This window comes from Nocardia sp. CDC519 (genome assembly GCF_059509835.1).
This window is the reverse complement of sequence record NZ_CM183377.1, coordinates 3,140,575-3,163,761: the sequence shown is the minus strand read 5'-3', so window position 1 is coordinate 3,163,761 and position 23,187 is coordinate 3,140,575. Positions and strand designations below refer to the sequence as shown.

The 23,187-nt window shown below is 70.5% G+C and carries 1 protein-coding gene (only partly in view); it reads right to left on the bottom strand.

Features of this window, described 5'->3' with window-relative positions; genetic code table 11:
- Nucleotides 1–23,187 carry the 5' portion of a non-ribosomal peptide synthase/polyketide synthase gene (locus AC5W7N_RS14205; protein ID WP_495924122.1) on the bottom strand. 9,513 nt of this gene lie to the left of the window's left edge, so 23,187 of the gene's 32,700 nt are visible here — the first part of the coding sequence; its start codon is at nt 23,185–23,187; its stop codon lies beyond the left edge, outside the window.

Below are 23,187 nucleotides of genomic sequence, written 5' to 3'. Positions count from 1 at the left end.
GACCGGTGCGCCGATCGCGATATCGGAGGTACCCGACAGCCGGGCCAGCAGCACGGCGAAGGCGGTGTGCACGACCATGAACGGAGTGCTGCCGGTGCGCGCGGCCAGTGCCGCGATGCGGTCGCCGAGTTCGGCGCTCAGGCCGATGGTGACGGTGGCGCCCGCGTGTGAGGCGATGGCCGGGCGGGGCCGGTCGGCGGGCAGGTCGAGCTGGGCGGGCAGGCCACGCAAGCGGTGCCGCCAGTAGGCCAGCTGGGTGGCGGCGGGCGATGCCGGATCGTCTTCGGCGCCGAGCGTTTCGCGTTGCCACAGCGCGTAATCGGCGTACTGCACCGGCAGCTCGCGCCAGCTCGGTGCGCGGCCGGCGACGCGGGCGGCGTAGGCGGTGGCGATATCGCGGGCCAGCGGTGCCATCGAGTATCCGTCGGCCGCGATGTGGTGCACGACCAGCACCAGGATGTGGTCATCGGCGTCGAGCCGGGCCAGGCCGATGCGGACCGGGACCTCGCTCGTCACATCGAACGGGGTGCCGACGAATTCGGCGATGGCCTCGGCGGCATGCCGCGCGTCCAGTGCGACGATGGGCGGCACCTGCCCGGCATCGAGCACCCGCTGGCTGCCGACCCCGCCGATATCGGGGTAGACCGTACGCAGTGTTTCGTGCCTGCCCACCACATCGGCGACGGCGGCGGTCAAGGCTGCCGTATCGAGGCCGCCGGTGAGCCGGATCGCGACCGGGATGTTGTTGACCGTCTCGTCCGGATCGAACCGGTTGAGGAACCACATGCGCTGCTGAGCGAGCGACAGCGGCACCGGGTCCGGGCGTTCCCTGCGGGTCGGCGCCGTCGTGGCGCCGCTGCCACGCAATCCTCCCGCCCGCGCGGCGAGCGCGGCGACCGTCGGCGCCTCGAACAGCAGCCGCACCGGGATCTCGGCGTCGATCTCGGCGCCGAGCCGGGCGGCCAGCCTGGTGGCGATGAGGGAGTTGCCGCCGAGGGCGAAGAAATCGTCGTCTGCGCCGACGGTCTCGCGTCCGAGCAACTCACCCATCAGAGCGGCCACGGTCTGTTCCAGGCCCGCGGCAGGCGCACGGAACGGTGCGGCGGTGAACCGCGGGGCGGGCAGGGCGGCGCGGTCGAGCTTGCCGGAGGAGTTCAGCGGGAACTCGTCGAGCACGACGAACGCCGCTGGCACCATGTACCCGGGCAGCGCGGCGGCGAGTTCCGTACGGATCGCGTCGGTGTCGAGGCCGCCGTCGGCCGCGACGATATAGGCCACCAGCTGGTCGCCGAGCCGTGCGTCCGCGCGCACCACGACCACCGCGCGACGCACGGCGTCGAGGTCGGTGAGCGCCGACTCGATCTCACCCAGCTCGATGCGCAGGCCGCGCAGCTTGACCTGGAAATCGGTGCGGCCCAGGTATTCCACCTCGCCGTCGGCCCGCTGCCGCACCAGGTCGCCGGTGCGGTACATCCGCTCGCCGGGCGCGCCGAACGGGTTGGCGACGAAACGCTCCGACGTCAGCTCGGGCCTGGCCACATATCCGGCGGCCAGCTGCGCACCGCTCAGGTACAGCTCACCCGCGACGCCGGGCGGAACTCGCCGCAAGCGCGAATCCAGCACCAGCAGTGCGGTATTGAACACCGGACGGCCGATCGGCACGGAGGTCTGGTCGTCATCGGAGACCTCGTGGAACGTGACGTCGACCGCGGCCTCGGTCGGGCCGTAGAGGTTGTGCACGGCCGCGCCGGTCAGGTCGCGGGCGCGTTGCGCGGTGGCGGCGGGCAGAGCTTCGCCGGAGGCGAACAGCAGGCGCAGGGTCTGGCCCGCGCCCTGGCCGCCGCAACGCCCATCGTCGGCTGCCCGAGCGTCCAGGAACATCGCGAGCATCGACGGCACGAAGTGGGCGACGGTGACCTGCTCCTCGCGGATCAGGCGGTCCAGGTAGGCCGGGTCGCGGTGCCCGTCGGGCCGGGCGAGCGCCAGCCGAGCGCCGGCCTGGAGCGGCCAGAAGAACTCCCACACCGACACATCGAAGGTGGCCGGGGTCTTCTGCACCACCGTGTCGGCGGCGGTCAGCGCGTACTGCTCCTGCATCCACACCAGCCGGTTGACGATGGCGCGATGCGGCACCGCGACGCCCTTGGGACGGCCGGTGGAGCCGGAGGTGAAGATGATGTAGGCGGTGGAACCGGAGGTGAGCGTGCCGATGCGGTCGGCGGCGGTCAGTGGGTGCGTGGCGTAGCCGGACAGATCGAGCCGGTCGATCCGCACCTGACGGGTGATGCGGGCGTCGAGATCGAGACCGGAGGTGAGCACGAATACCGGGCGGGCGGTGGTGAGCACGTACTCGGTGCGTTCGGCAGGATGGTCCGGGTCCAGCGGCAGGTAGGCCGCGCCCGCGGCGGTGACGGCGTACATGGCCGTCACCAGATCCAGCGACCGGCGCATACCGAGCGCGACCACCGATTCCGAGCCGACGCCCTGATCCACGAGCCAGCGCGCCAGGCGGTGCACCCGGTCCGCGAACTCGGCGTAGCTGATACGGCCGCGCGACATGCCCGCCGTCTCGAAGGTCACCGCGGTCGCGTCGGGGGTTCGGGCGACCTGCGCCTCGAACATCGAGACCAGCGTCGCCGCCGGGTCGACCGGGTGCGCGGTGTCGTTCCAGTGTTCCAGCGCGCGGCGTTCGGCCTCACCGAGCAGGTCGATATCACCCACCGGCAGCTCCGGCGCCGCGACGACGGCCTCCAGCAGCCGCACGAACCGCTCGGCCACCGACCGCGCGGTGGACCGGTCGAACAGGTCGGTGGCATAGCGCAGCACACCACGCAGGACGGTGGCGCAGGCGTCGGCCTGTTCGCTCAGTTCCAGCGCCAGATCGAACTGCGCGACCCGGTTGTCGATGGGATACGCGGCGACCTCGAGCCCGGGCAGCCGCAGCACGGTGTCCTCGCGGTGCTCGAAGGTGAGCAGCGTCTGCACGATCGGCGAATGTGCCTGCGAGCGCACCGGATCGAGCTCCTCCACGAGCCGCTCGAAGGGCAGCTCGCCATGGGCGAAGGCACGCACATCGGCCGCGCGGACCTCGGCGAGCAGATCGGCGAACGACCTGTCGGCATCGACCCGGGTGCGCAGCACCAGCGTGTTGACGAACATGCCGACCAGATCGTCCAACGCTTCCTCGGCCCGCCCCGCGACCGGGGTGCCGATGGCGATATCGTCCACGCCCGCCAACCGGCCCAGCAGAGCCGCGTAGGCGGCGTGCACCACCATGAACATTGAAACACCGTGGGACGTAGCGAGTTCGGCGACCCGTGCAGCCAGCTCGGCTCCGATGACGAACTCCACCGCCGCGCCGCGCCCCGAGGCCACGGCCGGCCTCGGCCGGTCGGTGGGCAGTTCCAGCACGGGCGCGAGACCCGCGAGTTCCTGCCGCCAGTGCGCGATCTGGGCTGCCAGCACCGAATCCGGATCGTCGGCCGAACCGAGGGCGGCGTGCTGCCAGAGCGTGAAATCGGCGTACTGGAGCGGCAGCGGCGACCAGCCGGGCTCGGCGCCCGCCGTGCGGGCGGTGTAGGCCGTCATCAGGTCGCGGGCCAGCGGCGCGGTCGAGACCCCGTCGGCGGCGATGTGGTGGACCACGACCGCGAGCACATGATCGTCGGGGGCGGCGCGCAGCAGCGCCGCGCGGACCGGGATACGGGTGCGCAGATCGAACCCACCGGAGACAGCGGCCAGTACCGCATCCATCAGGTCCGCCTCGGACACCTCGACGGGGCGCAGGCTCAGTTCGCCGGCGGGAACGCGGTCTAGCACCACCTGGGTGGGACCCTCGGCGTCGGCGGGGAAGATCGTGCGCAGCGATTCGTGCCGAGCCACCACGTCCCGCAGTGCCTTCTCCAGGGCGGGCACGTTCAGCGCACCGGTCAACCGGATGGTGATCGGGATGTTGTAGACCGCCGACTCCGGGTCGATCCGGTTGAGCAGCCACATCCGGGTCTGTGCCAGCGACAACGGAATCCGGTCCGGCCGCGGGCCGGCCACGAGCGCCGGACGCGACGCCGACTCCGTGGTGACGCGCGCCGCGAGGCCTGCGACGGTCGGCGCCTCGAACACCTCGCGCACCGTCAGCGCCGAACCCAGCGCCGCATTGGCTCGGGCCACCAGCCGCATGGCCAGCAGGGAATTGCCGCCACGGGCGAAGAAGTCGTCATCGGCGCCGACCGGGGTGGTGGCGCCGATCAGATCGGCGATTAGCGCGGCCAGCACCGCTTCGGCACCTTCGCGCGGGGCTCGGTAGGCCGGACCGGCGGCGGCGACCTCGACGGCGGGCAGCGCCTTGCGGTCGAGTTTGCCCGCGGTGGTGAGCGGCATCTGTTCGAGCACCATCAGACGCGCGGGCACCATGTAGGCGGGCAGCCGGCCGCGCACCTCGTCCAGCACCACCTCGGCCGACAGCGCGTCACCGCTGACGTAGCCGACGAGGCAGTCCTGCCCCGACGCATCGCGGGCCGCGACCACCGCCGCGTTGCGCACCCCGGCGATCGCGGTGAGCGCCGCCTCGATCTCCCCCAGCTCGATGCGCTGACCACGCAGCTTCACCTGGAAATCATTGCGGCCCAGGTACACCAGATCGCCGTTCCGGTTCCAGCGCACCAGATCGCCGGTGCGGTACATCAGCCGTCCCGGCGCGCCGAAGGGGTCGGCGACGAAGCGTTCCGCGGTGAGCGCGGCCCGGCCCTGATATCCGCGTGCCAGCTGTTCCCCCGCGAGATACAGCTCACCGGTGACGCCGATCGGTACCGGGCGCAGCCGCGAGTCGAGCACGTAGGCGCGGGTATTCCAGCAGGGCCGCCCGATCGCCACGTCCCGGTCCGATTCGGAGTCCGGATCGGTGAATTCGTGGAACACCGCCGAGATCGCGGCCTCGGTGGGTCCGTAGGAGTTGTGCACCGCGCCGGGGACATCGGCGCGCAGCGCGGCCAGCAGATCCGGGGTGAGGGCCTCACCACCGCAGTGCAGGTGCCGCAGCGAGGCGAGCGCATCGCCCATGCCTTCACCGATGAGCGCCGCCAGCACCGACGGCACGAACTCGGCGAAGGTGATGCGGTGCGCACGCAGCAGGCCGGACAGGTAGTCCAGGTCGAGATGGCCGCTCGGACGGGCGACGATCAGTGGCGCGCCGACCACGACCGGCAGGAAGCATTCCCATACCGAGACGTCGAAGGTCAGCGGGGCGCGCTGCAACAGGCGGTCGCGTCCGGTGATCTCGTACCGGGATTCCAGCCAGCGCAGCTGGTTGGTGATCGCCCGGTGCGAGATCGACACGCCCTTGGGGCGGCCGGTGGAGCCGGAGGTGAACAGCACGTAGGCGGCGTTGTCCGGGCGCAGCGGATGCCTGCGGTCGGCATCGGTGACCGGCGCGTCATCCACCTCGGACAGATCCAGCGTCGGGTAATCCAGCACGGGCACAGCGAGTTCCGGGAGCCGGGCACCGCCGGCCCGCACCACGAGCAGCGGCGCCGCTCCGGCGATGACCTGCGCGAACCGCTCGGCCGGATGATCGGGATCGATCGGGACATAGGCCGCGCCCGACCGGACGATCGCGTACATCGCCACCAGCATGTCGATCGAGCGGAGCGCGCCGAGGCCGACGATCGTCTCCGGGCCCGCGCCCTCGGCGATGAGCCTGCGGGCCAAGCGGTTCACCCGCGAACCCAGCTCGGCATAGGTCAGGGCCACACCCTCGAAACGGATCGCCACGGCATCCGGGGTAGCGGCGACCCGGGCGGCGAACAGGTCGTCCAGGGTTTCCGCGGGCAGCACCTGATCGGTGGCATTGCCTTCGGCCAGCAGCAGGTCGCGTTCGGCAGGCGACAGCAGATCGAGATCGCCGACGCGTGCGTTCGGAGTGTCGACCAGGGCACGCAGCACCTGCTCGAAGCTCGCCAGGAAGCGGGCGGCGGTGTCGGCGTCGAACAGGTCGAGCGCGTAGTGCAGGTGCACGTCTATGCCGTCTGGGGCGCCGTCGGCGGCGTAGCGGTCGGTCAGCGTCCAGTCCAGATCGAGCTGAATCGGCGCGGCGTCCACGTCGAGAGCGCTGATGGCGAGCCGGTCCAGGCGCAGGTCCGGTGCGGCCTGATTCTGGAGGGTCAGCGCCACCTGATAGAGCGGGGCGTGGGCCTGGGAACGCACCGGGTTCAGGGCGTCGACCAACTGCTCGAACGGAACGTGGGCGTGCTCGAAGGCGGCCACATCGACGGCCCTGACCTGCGCGATCAGCTCGGCGGCGGTGACGTCCGGGCGCACCCGGGTGCGCAGCACCAGTGTGTTGACGAACATGCCGACCAGATCGTCGAGGGCCTGATCGCCGCGACCGGCCACCGGCGTGCCGATCACGACGTCATCGGTGCCGGCCAGCCGCGACAGCAGGGTGGCCAACGCGGCATGCAACACCATGAACGGGGTGGCGCGATGGTCGGTGGCGAACTTCTGGACGCGGCGGTGCAGTTCGGCGTCGAGACGTGCGGTGAGCGCGGCGCCGCGATGGGACGCGACCGCGGGACGTGGGCGGTCCGCGGGCAGCGTGATCACGTCGGGCAGGTCGGCGAGGCGTTCGATCCAGTACGTGAGCTGCTGGGACAGCACGGAATTCGGATCGTCCGGACGGCCGAGAGCAGCGCGCTGCCAGAGCGCGAAATCGGCGTACTGGAGTGGGAGCGGCGCGAATTCGGGTGCGGTGCCGGAGGTCCGCGCGAGGTAGGCGAGCGCCAGGTCACGGGTGAGCGGGGCGAAGGACCAGCCGTCCGCGGCGATGTGATGGATGACGAACAGCAGCACATGGGTCTCGCTGTCGTCGACGGGTTCCGTCGGCCCGGTCAGCCGCAGCAGCTCGATGCGCAGCGGCACCTCGCTGGTCACGTCGAAACCTGTCCCGGCGGCCGTGGCCACCAGATGCGGCACCTCGGCAGCGGTGACCGTGCGCGGCTCGAGCGTCAGCGCCCGGGCAGCGGCGGGCAGCACCAGTTGCGAGGCGGTGCCATCGTGTTCGGGGTAGAGCGTCCGCAGCGTCTCGTGGCGGGCGATGAGGTCCTCGATGGCCGCGTTCAGGGCCGCCACATCGAGCGGGCCGGTGAGCCGCAGTGCGAAGGGAATGTTGTAGCCCGCGCTCGCGGCATCGAAGCGGTTGAGGAACCACATGCGCTGCTGGGCGATGGACAGCGGGATGGGCGCGGTGCGGTCCTGAGCCGTCAGCGGCGGGAGGTCCGGCGCGATGGCCGGCGCGTCCGCCTCGATCAGGCGGGCCAGCTCGCGGACGGTCGGGGCGTCGAATATCGCGCGCACCGGCACCTGCCTGCCGGTGGCCTTGCTCAGGCGCGAGGCCAGCTGAGTGGCGATGAGCGAGTTGCCGCCCGAGCCGAAGAAGTCGTCGCCTGCACCCACCCGCGGTGCGCCGAGCAGCGCGGTGAAGAGCTCGGCCACCAGGGTTTCCGCGGCGCCCTCGGGAGCGATGAACTCGACCAGTGCCGCGACCGGAGCGGGTAGCGCCTTGCGGTCCAGCTTGCCGGAGGCGTTCACGGGGAACGCGTCGAGCACGACGAAACCGGTGGGGATCATGTAGGCGGGGAGCACCCGGGCCAGTTGGGCGCGGATGGACTCGATATCGGTGCTGGGCGCGGTAACGGTGTCCGCGGCGGCCTCGGGCACCAGGTACGCGACCAGCTGGGCACCGGATCCGTGATCGTCGCGCACCAGGACAACCGCCTGGGCCACCGCAGGCAATGCCAGCAGCGCGGCCTCGACCTCGCCCAGCTCGATGCGCAGGCCGCGCACCTTCACCTGGAAGTCGGTGCGGCCGAGGAAGTTCAATTCACCGTCCGCGGTCCACGACATCAGATCGCCGGTGCGGTACATGCGGGAGCCGGGAGCGCCGAAGGGATTGGCGACGAAACGGTCGCCGGTCAGGTCGGGGCGGCCCAGATAGCCGTGCGCGAGCTGGGCACCGGCGAGGTACAGCTCACCGGGCACTCCCGCGGGGACCGGACGCAGCCGGCTGTCGAGGACGTAAGCCTGGCTGTTCCACACCGGCCCGCCGATGGGCAGCACGGTGTCGTCGGCATCGGTCACCTCGTGCGCGGTGATCTCCACGGCCGTTTCGGTGGGGCCGTACATGTTGTGCACGCGGGCGCCGGTCAGCGCGCGGGCGCGATGCGCGATGGCGGCGGGCAGGGTTTCCCCGGAACAGAAGATGTGCCGCAGCGCCGGGACCTCTACCGGCTCTTCGGCGAGGAAGGCGGCCAGCATGGACGGCACGAAATGCGCGACGGTGATGGATTCGCGGCGCATCAGGTCGGCCAGATAGGCCGGGTCGCGGTGGCCGTCGGGCTTGGCGAGCACCATCCGGGCCCCGACCTGCAAGGGCCAGAAGAACTCCGGCACCGAGACGTCGAAGGTCGCGGGCGTCTTCTGCAGCAACGCGTCGGTGGAGTCGATCGCCACGTACGCCGACTGCATCCAGCGCAGCCGGTTCACAATGGCGCCGTGGCTCATCGCCACCCCCTTGGGGCGGCCGGTGGAACCGGAGGTGAACAGCACATACGCGGTGTTCGAGGCGCGCAGCGGAGCGCGACGGTCGGCGTCGGTCACCGGAGCCGACGAGTACGGCGCGAGGTCGAGGCGATCGATGCGGATCGCCTCGACCGGGAGTTCCGCATCCATATCGGAGGTGAGCACGCACAGCGGTGCGGCGGTTTCGAGGATGTGCGCGGTGCGCTCCACCGGATGATCCGGATCGAGCGGCACATAGGCGCCGCCGGCCACGGTCACCGCGTACATACCGACCACGAGATCGATCGACCGGCGCATCTCCAGCGCGACCCGTGTTTCCGGGCCGACGCCGTGCGCGATCAGATACCGGGCGAGCCGGTTGACCCGCGCGGCGAACTCGCCGTAGGAGAGGGTGTCGCCGGCTGCCGACCCGAACCGGTGCGCGCTGCGGGCCGAGCGCTCTTCCTCGGCGCGCACCTGGTCGTCCAACGAGCTCGCCGACGGTTGCCCGACGGGTGCCGGCTCCGGCCGACCGGAGGCCGTGTTCTGGCCGGAGGAAATACGCTCGGCGATTTCCCCGTCGAAGGTGATCGCAGGAGCGTCCGGGGTGCGGGCGGCCTGCTCGGCGAACAGGTCCGCGAGGGTCCCGGCGGGGACCGGGTGGACGGTGTCGTTCCAGGCTGTGAGGATCCGCGTGCGCTCGGCCGGGTCGAGCAGCTCGATATCGCCCACCCGGACCTCGGGATCCTGGCTGACGGCCGTGAGTACGCGCAGGAAACGCGCGGTCAGCGATTCGATGGTGGTGGCGTCGAACAGATCGGTGGCGTAGCGCAGGTTGCCCGTCAGGGCGGCGCCACCGGTGTCGGTGACCACCAGATGCAGATCGAACTTGACGGTCTCGTCGGGGATGTCCACCGGCTGCACCCGCAGCCCGGGCAGCTCGATCGCCTCGGCCGCAGCGCGCTGCTCACCGAAACTCAGCATCACCTGGAACAGCGGATGCGCGCCGCTGCTCCGGTCGACATCCATGCTGTCGACCAGCTGCTCGAACGGCAGCTCGGCATGGGCGAAGGCCGCGAGGTCGGTGGCGCGCACCGCGTCGAGCAGTTCGGTGAAGGTGGCCTCGGGCCGCACCTCGCTGCGCAGCACGACGGTATTGACGAACATGCCGATCAGCGCGTCCAGCTCACGTGCGCCGCGCCCGCCCACCGGGGTCCCGACGACGACGTCGGTGGTGGCGCTCAGCCGCGCGAGCGTCGCCGCGAACGCCGCGTGCACGACCATGAACAGGGAGGCGCTCGCCCGACGCGCGAGGGCGCGCAGCCCCTCGGAAACCGCTGCGGTGACGGCGAACTCGACGACAGCACCGCGCTGTGTCGGCTGCGGCGGACGCGGCCGGTCGGTGGGCAGCGCCAGATCGGCGGGCAGCCCGTCGAGCACCGCATGCCAGAACCGGAGTTGCTGATGGACCGGATCGCCGGGCTGGTCGGCGACACCGAGCAGCTCGCGCTGCCACAGGCTGTAGTCGGCGTACTGCACCGGAAGTTCGGGCAGTTCGGGTGCGGTGCCGGCGGCCCGTGCCGTATAGGAGGCGATCAGATCGGTCACCAGCGGCGTCAGCGACAGTGCGTCGGCGGCGATGTGGTGGACGACGAACACCAGCAGGTGTTCGTCGGTGCCGTCGACGGCCAGCAGCGCGACCCGCGCCGGCAGTTCGGTGGTCACGTCGAATCCGCCGCGCGCGATGGCGGCCACCGTCGCCGCGATATCGCGGGAGCGCACCGCAACCGGAGGCACGTCGAGGCCGATCGCCGCCGCGGGCAGAATCGACTGATAGGGCCCGGACTCGCTCTCCGGGTAGAGCGTGCGCAGTGATTCGTGCCTGGTCAGCACGTCGAGCACAGCCTGCCGCATGGCTCGCGGATCAAGAGTTCCGGTCAACCGCAAGACCACCGGCAGGTTGTAGACGCCGGTAGCCGCCGAGCCCTGGGCTTCCAGGCGGTTGAGGAACCACAGCCGTTGCTGGGCGGGCGCGAGCGGAATGCGCTCGGGACGTTGGCGGCGGGTCAGCGCGGGGCGCGGGTGTGCTCCGGCGCGCAGTTCCGCGACGGCGGCGGCGAAGCCCGCGACGGTCGGGGCGTCGAACAGCGCGCGCACCGGGACCCGCACACCGGCCACCGCACCGGCACGCGCGGTGACCCGGGTGGCGTCGAGCGAGCTGCCGCCGAGGGCGAAGAAATCGTCGTCCAGGCCGACCCGTTCCACCCGCAGGACCTCGGCGAACACCTCGGCGACCAGCCGCTGATCGGCGTCGACGGGCGCGCGGAAACGCACCGTCCGCAAGGTCGGCACCGGCAGCGCCTTACGATCGAGCTTGCCGCTGGTATTGAGCGGGAACTCCGTCAACTCGACCACCGCGGTCGGCACCATATACGCGGGAAGCCGCTGGAACAGCGAATCTTTCAGCTCGGCGACGTCCAGGTCCGCGCCCACCGCCGCGATGACGTAACCGGCGAGGAAATCCCCCTCCGCGCCGCTGATCAACCGCGCCGCCGCCTGACTCACCCGCGGATCGGCCAGCAACGCGCTCTCGATCTCGGCCAGTTCGATCCGTTGTCCACGGAACTTCACCTGGAAGTCGGCGCGGCCCAGATACACCAGTTCGCCGTCGGCGGTCCAGCGCACCAGATCGCCGGTGCGATACATCCGCGCACCGTCGAACTCGAACGGATTGGCCACGAACCGGTCCGCGGTGAGGTCGACGCGGCCGTGGTAGCCGCGCGCCAGCTGCTCGCCGGCCAGGTACAGCTCGCCCGGCACCCCGATCGGCACCGGACGCAGCCGCGAATCCAGCACGTAAACCTGCGAATTCCATTCCGGTTCACCGATCGGCACCAGCGGCGCGTCGGCCGCGGTGACCTCACGGTAGGTGATCGAGACCGCGGCCTCGGTCGGGCCGTAGAGGTTGTGCAGTCCGGCGTCGCTCACCGCGTGGAACGCCGTCACGGTCTCCGGCGGCAGCGCCTCGCCGATGACGAAGACATCGCGCAGCGAGTCCAGCTCCTCGCGGCGGGCGTGGGCGGCGAACACCGTCAGCATGGACGGCACGAAGTCGGTCAGGGTGACGCCGTGGCGCGCGATCGTCTCGGCGATGTAGCGGGGGTCGCGATGCCCGTCGGGCGCGGCGAGCAGCAGGGCCGCGCCGGTGCGCAGCGGCAGGAAATAGCCCCACAGCGACACGTCGAAGGTGGTCGCGGTCTTCTGCAGATACACATCGCCGGTGCGCGGCCGGTACTCGTGCTCCATCCAGGCCAGCTGGTTGGCGATGGCGCGATGCGGCACCGCCACGCCCTTGGGCTTGCCGGTCGAGCCGGAGGTGAAGATCACGTACGCCGGATGATCGGGGCGCAACGGGGTTCGGCGCTCGCTCTCGGCGATGGCGCGCGAGGGCACCTCGGACAGGTCCAGCGCGTCCAACAGGTGCACCGGCGCTTCCGTCGCCGCCGCGAAACCCGCTGCCCGCGTGCTCAGTACACAGTGTGGCCGTGCGGTGTCGAGGATGTGGCCGATCCGTTCGACCGGATGCGCCGGGTCCACCGGCACGTACGCGCCGCCGGCCCGCGCCACCGCGTACATGGCCACCACCAGCTCCACCGAACGCGGCATCGCCAGCACCACCAGCGATTCCGGGCCCACGCCGGTACCGATCAGGAAGCGGGCCAGGCGGTTGACCCGCTCGGACAGCTGCGCGTAGGTCAGCTCGACCGGCACCGGATCCTCGGCCACCAGGGCGAGGGCGTTCGGGCTGCGGCGCACCTGGTTGTCGAAACCCTCGTGCAGGAAACGGTCGGCCACCTTGTGGCCGCTGGCATTCCAGCTCGCGGTGACGTAGTCGAGTTCGCCGGCGTCCAGCAGCTCGATATCTCCGACCGGCGTGGCCGGGTCGGCGAGTGCGGCACGAAGCAGCCGGAGGAACTTCACGGCGAACTCGCGGACCGTCGGCGCATCGAACAGGTCCGTGGCATAGGTGAATTCGGCACGGTAGCCGTCGCCGGAGTCCGAGATGGTGAGTTGCAGGTCGAACTTGGCGAATTCGGCGCCGAAGTCCACCGTCTCGGCGGTGAGTCCCGGCAGTTCCAGGGCGAGCGGGCCGAGGTTCTGCATGAACAGCGCCACCTGGAACAGCGGGTGCCTGGCCTGGGAGCGGGCCGGGTTCAGCACCTCGACCAGACGCTCGAACGGGACGTCGCTGTGGGCGAAGGCGCGCAGATCGCGGTCGCGGGCATGGGCGAGCAGATCGGCGAAGGGTAGCCCGGCGGGCACATCGGTGCGCAGCACGAGGGTGTTGACGAACATGCCGACCAGATCGTCCAGTTCGGCCGCACCACGACCCGCGACCGGGGTGCCGATGGCGATATCGGTGGTGCCGGACAGCCGGGCCAGCAGGGCGGCGAGCGCGGCGTGCAGCACCATGAACGGGGTGGAGCGAGTCTCGGCGGCCAGGCGGTCGATATCGGCACGCAGCCGGGCGTCGATGCCGAATTCGTGGACCGCGCCCCGATAGGAGGCCTGCTCCGGACGCGGACGGTCCGCCGGAAGATCGAGCTGCGCGGGCAGATCGGCCAGTTCGGCGGTCCAGAATTCGAGCTGCCGCGCGGCCACCGATGCGGGATCGGCGTCGTCGCCGAGCATCTGCTGCTGCCACAGCGCGTAATCGGCGTACTGCACCGCCAAGGGTGCCCACTGCGGTGCGTGCCCCTCGCGGCGGGCCGCGTAGGCGATGATCAGATCGCGCAGGAGCGGGCCCATGGACACACCGTCGGCGGCGATGTGGTGCGCCACCAGCACCAGCGTGTGATCGTCGGTGGCCGCGCGCAGCAGCCGGATCCGCACCGGGACCTGCTCGGCCACATCGAATCCGATGCCCGCGGTCTCCCGCACCGCGGCGGCGATATCCGCCATCGGCTCCGCGGCGAGCTCGACGACCGCGACCGGGCGCACCTTCTGGACCGGACCGTCCTCGTGCCGGGGATAGACCGTGCGCAAGACCTCATGGCGGCCGAGCAGATCGGTGACCGCCGCCGACATGGCGTCGAGGTCCAGTTCGCCGCGCAACCGCAGGGCCACCGGAATGTTGTCGACCGCGCCGATCGCGAGGACGAAGGATCGCCGCACCTCCGGGTGGGCAGCGATCGCCTGCTCGATCTCACCGAGCTCGATCCGATGCCCACGAATCTTGACCTGACGATCAGCACGGCCCAGGAACTCCAGCAGCCCATCCGAGCGATACCGCCCCAGATCCCCCGTCCGATACCACCGGGTACCCTCGGCGTCCTCGAAGAACGCCGCAGCCGTCAGATCGGGCCGGCCACGATAACCCCGCGCCACCCCCGCACCACCGATCAGCAACTCCCCCGGCACCCAATCCGGGCGATCATCACCGTTCCCATCGACCACCCGGAAACGCTGATTGCGCAACGGAGTTCCGTACGGAATCGACGTCCACGCCGGATCGACCGAATCGACCTCGAAGACGTTCGACCAGATCGCCGCCTCCGTCGCCCCGCCGAGCGCCACCAGCCGACATCGCTGGGACAGCGACGAGAGCCGATCGAGCAAATCGAGCCCCACCCAGTCGCCGGACACCAGCGCCAGCCGCAACGACGACGCCGGCCCCGACCCGGATTCGGCGACGGTGAGCAGCATGTCCAACATCGCCGGCACCGTGTTCCACACGGTCACCTCGTGCTCACGCACCAACCCCAACCAGCGATCCGGATCACGGCGATCCTCATCGGCCACCAGCACCGCACGCCCACCGGCCCCGAGGACACCGAACACGTCGAACACCGACAAATCGAAATCCACAGCCGCAACCGCAAGAACACAATCATGCGCGCCGAGACCGTACCGATCCTCCAGATCGGCAAGCGTATTCACCACCTGCCGATGCTCGACCTCCACACCCTTCGGAACACCAGTCGAACCCGACGTGAAAATCACATAAGCCACATCACTCCCACCACCTCCATACAACGGCACAGGCTCACACGCGCCAGCATCCGCGATATTCAGCACCGGGACCGGAACAGCCCGGTCAGTGCTGATCACCCCCGAACCCGCGGCCTCCCCGCTGACAACCACCGAGCCCGCAAGCTCCGCGGACCGAGCGGTTGTGGCCGCCGCGTCCGGCGCACCAAGGGGCGCCGGGCCAGTGGGATTCGCGCTGCCCGCGCCCACTCCTGGCACCTCAGCGCCGTCTGGGGCCACCACGCCCTGCGCGCCACGAGGCCCCGAAGCAGTGAAGCGGCGGGTGTCGTCGGTCAGCACCGCCGCCACCCCGGCCTGGGCCAGGATCGCGGCCCGCCGCTGCACCGGCTGATCCACCGCGATCGGCACATACGCAGCACCAGCGGCGAGCACCCCGTACAGAGCGGCCACCAGCGCGGAACCCTTTGCCGCGCACACTGCCACGGCGTCGCCCGGCCGGACTCCATGCTCGGCGAGCAGGGCGGCGATGCGGCGGCTGTGCTCGGCGAGCGCACCGAACGACACGGTCACCTCGCCGTCGATGAGCGCCGTTCTGGCGGGATCGGTGGCGGCGACCTCGAACATGGCCGTGTGCAGCAGCCGATTCGCCGGAAGGGCGGCCGGTGGCCGGGTGTCGTTGACGCGGTCACGGATCGCGCGCTGCCGTTCGGGCAGTGCCGGTTTCAGCGGTCGCTCCCAGTCGAGTTCGCCCAATCGCAGCAGCAGGCGGTGGTAGGCGTCGAACATGTCGTCGACCAGGCCCTCGGGGAACAACTCGTCCACCGAATCCCAGCTCAGCACGAGCCCGTCCGGCAGCTCGATCACCTGGTGATCCAGCCACACCTGCGGTGTCTGGGTGCGCGTGAAGTCGGGCCAGCGCACCGAGCGCGCCAGCTCGTCGTCCACGCCGAGCATGGAGGTGAACACCACCGGTACCGGTTCGGCCGGTGTCGCGCTGTCGCGGGCGAGTTCGCGCAGGACACGGATCGCCGACACCTGTTGGTGGTCGAGGTCGCTCCACAGTTGTTCCTGCAATCGCCGCGCTCGCTGGGCCCAACTCTCGCCTGCGGCCGGGCGGTCGGCGACGAGCAGCAGGGAGCTGAAATCACCGACGATGCGCATGATGTCGGGGTGCACGTCCTTGCGGTCGAAACGCGTCAGCGTCACCGACAGTTCACGTTCGGCACTCCACTGCCCGAGAATCCACGTGTAGCACGCCAGCAACACCACGCTCGGTGTCACGCCGAGATCCCGCGCCCGCCCCACGATCCGCGCCCAGACCTCCGGTGCGAGCTGCACTTCCCGGCGAGTGAACCGTGGACGCTCGATCATCGCAGGCGACAACCGCACGGGCAGCTGCGGACCCGGCGGCAAGTCCGGTAACCGCTCCCGCCAATACGCCAGCCCCGCAGCGACTTCCGCCTCCGTCGGCGCGGACCCGAGGACATAGTCCCGGAATCCGAGCGCCAGGGGCTCGGGTTCGAATGCTGGATCGTGGTACCACTGGGTCCAGTCGGCGATCACCACCAGCGCACTGAGTCCGTCGACGACCAGGCTGTCGAAGACGACACACACGCGCGCCCGATCGCCCTCGCGCAGCACTCGGATGTCGAAGAGCGGTCCCGCCGCGGCGTCGAGAGCACCGCCGGTCATGTCCTCGCGCAGCGCGGCCGCGGCCGTGTCGAAGTCACCTCCGGCCGCTTCGACGTCGCCGGGCGTGACGACCGGGATCCGGTGGACGGACGCGTCGGGCAGGATCCGCTGCCGGCCGTCGGCGTCGATGACCGCCCGCAACATGGGGTGGCGCAGGATGACCCGGTTCCACGCCTGTTCCAAGCGTTCGGGGTCGAGGCCGGGCCAGTCGTACTCGAAGTACAGTTGCGCGCCGATCCCACCGAGGTCGAAGTCGGCCGAGCGGCCCAACCAGTACGCGACCTGAATGTCGGTGAGCGGGAACGAGTCGAAGCGGTGCGCCGGGTCGGCGGATGGCGTGCGGGTGTTCCTCGACTGAGCTTCGCCGGTGCCGGAGCGGGCGAGTGCGGAGACGGTCGGGGCGAGGAAGAACTCGCGCAACCGCACAGTGATGCCGAGTTCGCGGGCGAGGCGGCCGACGAGCCGGGTGGCCGACAGCGAATCTCCACCGGCGGCGAAGAAGTTGGTGGTGCGGTGCGGGATGTCGCCGCCGAGCACGTCGCACCAGATCTGGCCGATCCGGGTCTCCAGCCCTGGTCGGAGGGCCTCGTCGTGCCCGGCGTCGGACGTGGTGGAGACGTCGGCCGCCATCCGGCTCAGTGCGGCGTGGTCGATCTTGCCGTTGCCGGTCAGCGGCGGATCGGGTAGCGCGATCAACTCCGGCATCCAGCCCGTGGGAATCCGCTCCGCGAGGAATCCCGAAAGAGACTGCGGCACAGCTGGTTCGACAAACGCCACCAAACGTGCGTGCGTACGTTCGCCGATCGCGAGGACGAAGGATCGCCGCACCTCCGGGTGGGCAGCGATCGCCTGCTCGATCTCACCGAGCTCGATCCGATGCCCACGAATCTTGACCTGACGATCAGCACGGCCCAGGAACTCCAGCAGCCCATCCGAGCGATACCGCCCCAGATCCCCCGTCCGATACCACCGGGTACCCTCGGCGTCCTCGAAGAACGCCGCAGCCGTCAGATCGGGCCGGCCACGATAACCCCGCGCCACCCCCGCACCACCGATCAGCAACTCCCCCGGCACCCAATCCGGGCGATCATCACCGTTCCCATCGACCACCCGGAAACGCTGATTGCGCAACGGAGTTCCGTACGGAATCGACGTCCACGCCGGATCGACCGAATCGACCTCGAAGACGTTCGACCAGATCGCCGCCTCCGTCGCCCCGCCGAGCGCCACCAGCCGACATCGCTGGGACAGCGACGAGAGCCGATCGAGCAAATCGAGCCCCACCCAGTCGCCGGACACCAGCGCCAGCCGCAACGACGACGCCGGCCCCGACCCGGATTCGGCGACGGTGAGCAGCATGTCCAACATCGCCGGCACCGTGTTCCACACGGTCACCTCGTGCTCACGCACCAACCCCAACCAGCGATCCGGATCACGGCGATCCTCATCGGCCACCAGCACCGCACGCCCACCGGCCCCGAGGACACCGAACACGTCGAACACCGACAAATCGAAATCCACAGCCGCAACCGCAAGAACACAATCATGCGCGCCGAGACCGTACCGATCCTCCAGATCGGCAAGCGTATTCACCACCTGCCGATGCTCGACCTCCACACCCTTCGGAACACCAGTCGAACCCGACGTGAAAATCACATAAGCCACATCACTCCCACCACCCCCATACAACGGCACAGGCTCACACGCGCCAGCATCCGCAATGTCCACCACCGGGACCGAGACCGCCTGGTCGGTGCTGATCACCCCCGCGTTCACGGCTTGCGAGCCGGCCACACCCGCGCTGCGCACACCGAAACGCGCGGTGTCCGCAACCACAGCGGCCGCCACGTCCTGCGCACCAACCGAATCGGTGAAGCGCCCGGTGTCGTCGGTCAGCACCGCCGCCACCCCGGCCTGGGCCAGGATCGCGGCCCGCCGCTGCACCGGCTGATCCACCGCGATCGGCACATACGCAGCACCAGCGGCGAGCACCCCGTACAGGGCAGCCACCAGCGCGAAGCCCCTGGCCCCACACACCGCGACAGCGTCACCCGGCCGCACACCGCGATGCGCGAGCAACGCCGCGATGCGGCGGCTCTCGTCGGCGAGTTCACCGAAGGAGACGGTGGCCCGGCCGTCCACGAGCGCGATCCGGTCGGGGTCGGCGGCGGCTACTTCGAACATCGCCGTGTGCAGCAGCCGACCGGCCGGAACAGCTGCGGCCGTGTCGTTGACCCGATCGCGCACGGCGCGCTGGCCGGGCGGCAGCACCAGTTCGAGCGGGCTCTCCCACTCCAGGTCCGCCAATTCGAGTAGCAGCCGGTGGTAGGCGTCGAACATGTCGTCGACCAGGCCCTCGGGGAACAACTCGTCCACCGAATCCCAGCTCAGCACGAGCCCGTCCGGCAGCTCGATCACCTGATGGTCCAGCCACACCTGCGGTGTCTGCGTGCGCATGACATCGGGCCAGCGCACCGACCGCGCCAGGTCGTCGTCCACACCGAGCATCGAGGTGAACACCACCGGTACCGGCTCGGCGGCGAGTTCGCTCTCCCGTCCCAGTTCGCGCAGTACCCGCACCGCCGACACCTGCTGGTGGTCGAGATCGCTCCACAGTTGTTGTTGCAGGCGCCGGAGACGTGCCGCCCAGCTCTCCGCTGGGCCGGGGCGGTCCGCGACCAGCAGTAGTGAGCTGAAATCGCCTACGACTCGCATGATGTCGGGGTGCACGTCCTTGCGGTCGAAACGCGTGAGCGTCACCGACAGTTCACGTTCGGCACTCCACTGCCCGAGAATCCAGGTGTAGCCCGCCAGCAACACCACGCTCGGTGTCACACCCAGGCTTCGCGCGTGCGCCGCGAGCCGCGTCCAGACCTCCCGGTCGAGCCGGACCTCCCGACGGGTGAACCGGGGACGCTCGATCATGGCGGGCAGCACCCGCATCGGCAGTTGCGGGCCCGGTGGCAATTCCGGCAAACGCTCCCGCCAATACCGCAGCGCTGCGCTGACTTCTGCTTCCGATGGCGCACAGCCGAGCACATAGTCGCGGAACGCGAGCTCGGGTACCGGCAGTTCGAGGTCGGGTTCCGCATAGAGCCGCGTCCACTCCGACAGCAGCACCAGCACGCTCAACCCGTCGGCGACCAGCGTGTCGAACGCGGCGCAGACGGTGACACTGGTGCCGTCGCGCACCACACGGATGTCGAAGAGAGGCCAGCTCGCGGCGTCGAGCAGAGTGCGCGAGACCGCCTCCCTGACGGCGGTGACGTCCCCGTCGATCACCGGAATGCGGTAGGCGGGCACCGATTCGAGTACCCGCTGGGTGCCGTCGGCCTCGATCACCGCACGCAGCATCGGATGCCTGTCGACCACGTGGTTCCAGGCCGTGGCCAGGCGGGCCGGATCGACGTCTGGCCAGTCGTATTCGAGGTAGAGATGGGCGCCGATACCGCCGAGGTCGAACTCGCCGGAGCGGCCGAGCCAGTAGGCGACCTGAATATCGGTGAGTGGGAAGGGGTGGTGCCTGCGTTCGGGGTCGGCCACGATCTCCACGGGCCGGTGCGCCGGTGCCCGAGTAAGGGTGGCGGCGAATCCGGCGAGGGTCGGGGTGGCGAACAGGTGCGCCAGGGTGGCACCCGCCACGCCCTCGGCGTGCAGCCGGCGGACCAGCCGGGTCGCGAGCAGGCTGTCACCGCCGAGCGCGAAGAAGTCGTCATCGCGCCGGATGCCGGCGACGTCGAGCACCGCCGCCCATGCGGCGGCGACGGTCTGTTCCATGCCCTCGCGTGGCGCGCCGCCCTCGACCGAGTTCCGGCTCGCCGCGGCGGCAAGGGCGGCGTGGACCGCCGCACGGTCGATCTTTCCGTTGCGGGTGACCGGGAGTTCCCCGTCGCGGGCGAACCGCCGCGGCACCATGTAGCCGGGCACCCGAGCGCCGAGCCAGTCCCGCAGCGCGTCGTCGGTGAGTTCGTCATCGGCGACGACCAGTGCCCCGAGCGAGCGCGCGGGGTGCTCGAGCACCGTGGCGACCGCCGCGGTGACTGCCGGGTGGTCGGCCAGGATCGCTTCGATCTCCCCCAGTTCGATGCGGTGGCCACGGATCTTCACCTGGTGGTCGGTGCGGCCGAGGAATTCCAGCAGGCCATCCGGCCGGTACCGCACCAGGTCACCGGTCCGGTACCAGCGCACCCCGGCGTGCTCGACGAACTTCTCCGCGGTGCGCTCGGGATCACCGCGATAACCCTGTGCCAGCCCCGAACCGGTGACCCACAGTTCGCCGGGCGCCCAGTCCGGACAGTCCCGGCCGCGACCATCGACAACGCGGCAGCCGACGTGCGGCAGCGGCTGCCCGTACGGCACGCACGACCAGTCGGGATCGACCGCATCGACGTCGCACACGGTGGCGTGGATGGCGGCCTCGGTCATTCCGCCGAGCCCGGCGAACCGGCAACCGGGCACCAGCGCGCGCAGCCGATCGGGCAGGTCCACCGTCACCCGGTCGCCGCCGAGCATGACCACCCGCAGCGCGGTACCGAGCCCGGATCCCGCGGCCGCGGTCAGCAGCATGTCCAGGAGCGCCGGAACCGCGCTGATCACGGTGACGTCCCAGCGCCGGATCAGCTCGGCCCAGGCGACGGCGTCCCGCCGACTCGCCTCGTCCACCACGACCACCGAGCCGCCGAACGCCAGGAAGGCGAACATGTCGTACGCGGAGAGGTCGAAATCCAATGCCGACAACGCGATCGTGCGGTCGTCCGCGCCGATCCCGAACCGGGCGTTGACCGCGTCGACGGTGGCCGCGACCGCCCGATGCGGCACCTCGACGCCCTTCGGGGTCCCCGTCGAGCCCGAGGTGAAGATGACATACATCGTGTCCTCGGCGTCCACCTCCGCGATCCGCTCCGCCGGGGCCACCATGCGGGCCTGCTCCAGGAGGACCGCCTCGATGTCCTCCGGCCATCCCGCGGCCACGGTCGCGCGATCGGTGAGAACCAGCCGCGTGCCCGCGGTGCGGTAGACCCGTTCGCGCCGGGCAGGCGGCAGGTCGATACCGGACGGCACATAGGTCGCGCCCGCTGCCAGCACACCGAGGACCGCGACGATCTGCTCGATCCCCTTGGGCAGGGTGATACCGACGCTGTCACCGCGTCCGATCCCCTTGGACCGCAGTAGTGCCGCCACCCGCCGGGCCCGTTCGGAGAGCCCGCCGTAGGAGACCGTCGCGTCGTCGGCGAGCAGCCCGGGCCGCTGCGGCTCAGCGGCGGCCAAGGCGAAGAACCGCTGATGCAGCGGTACACCGGGTTCCCCTGTGGCCGGCAGGGATTCGCGCGGGGTCGCCGGCCACGGAGCGCGCCGGTGCCACGCGTTCTCGTCGTCCAGGAGCAGCTCGACGAATCGGGTGTAGGCATCGAACATGGCGTCCAGCAGACCGGGCGGGAACAGCGATACCCGGGCGTCCCAGTTGAGCAGGATGCCGCCGTCGAACTCGGTCACCTGCGCGTCCAGCCACACCTGCGGGCCCTGCGAGATCGTCCAGACCGGCTCACCCACACAGGCCCGTACCTCGGGCGCGTACAACTCGCCGAGGCTCAGCGCACTGGTGTAGACCACCGGCGCGTAGACGCGGTCGCCGCTGCGGCCGAGGTCGCGCAGCACCTCGACACCGGTGTAGGCGGTGTACCCCAGCACCTCGCGCAGTCGGCGGGTGATCGCGCCGGCCCGCTCGGTGACCGTCATCGGATCGGTCAGATCCACATCGAGCAGTACCGAACTGGAGAAATCGCCGACCAGTCGGTCCACGTCGTCGTGCATCGGCTCCCGATCGAAGACCGGCAGGTTCAGCAGGAACCGGTCGGCGCTACTCCAGGCGCCGATGGTCTCCGCGAAGACGGTCGCGAGCACACCAGCGGTGGTGAGCCCGGCCCGCTGCGCCCGCTCCCGCAACAGATCCGCGCGCTCCGGGGCGAGCCAGTGGTGCCGCCGGTCGACCCGCGGCCCGCCGCCCGCCTCCGCGGTGAGCAGCGGAAGCTGCGGCGCGGCAGGCAATTCCGGCAGCTGCGTCTGCCACCACCGCCGTGCCTGCTCCCGCGCGGTAGCCCGGGCGATCGCACGGTCGGCGAGGTACCGGCCGTAGTGGTATCTCAACGGGGGCAGCGCTTGCGGGCCGTGCTCGTAGGCGGTGGCCAGGTCCGCGAGCAGGTTCCGCAAACTCAGTGCGTCACCCGCGATCATGTCCAGGTCGAGATGCACACGGCTCACGCCGCCGGGCAGCAGTGAGACCCGCACGTCGATGACTTCGCCTGCCGCCACGTCCATGGCCCGGTGCGAAAGGCTGTCCCGGATATCGGCAAGACGCGCAGCGCGCTCCCGCTCCGGCAACGTCCGCAGGTCCTCGACCACCAATCCCGCCGGGTGAGGGTCGACCACCCGTTGCATACCGGTGGGGTCGACAGCCACCCGCAGCATCGGGTGCCGGACCAGCAGGGCGCGCACAGCGTCCTCGAGCCGCTGCGCGTCGAGCCCTCCCGCATGGTCGAACTCGCAGTAGAAGTGCGCGGCGACCCCGCCGAGCTCGTGCGTTCCCTCGCGGCCGATCCAGAAGGCGTGCTGCATCACTGCCAGTGGAAAGGGCTCGGTGAGATCGACCGCGGCAGGTTCCGCGACGGGCGGGGCGGCGCCGGGTTGCCGCGCACGTACCAGCTCCGACCAGGCCCGCAGCGTGGGTTCGCGCACGAGATCGCGGAACTCCACCCGCGTGCCCGCACGGCGCAGCTGCCCGGAGATCCGCATGACGGTCACCGAGTCCAGGCCCAGCTCCAGCAGATTCGCGTCGTCGGCGAGTTCGTCGGTGGCCAGCCCGGTCAGCTCGGCGACAACGCGGCGCAGGCCGCCGGCTTCCTCGCTCCCGGCCGTCGAGCGAGTGGGGGCGGGGAACACACCGAGCTTATGCTGCAT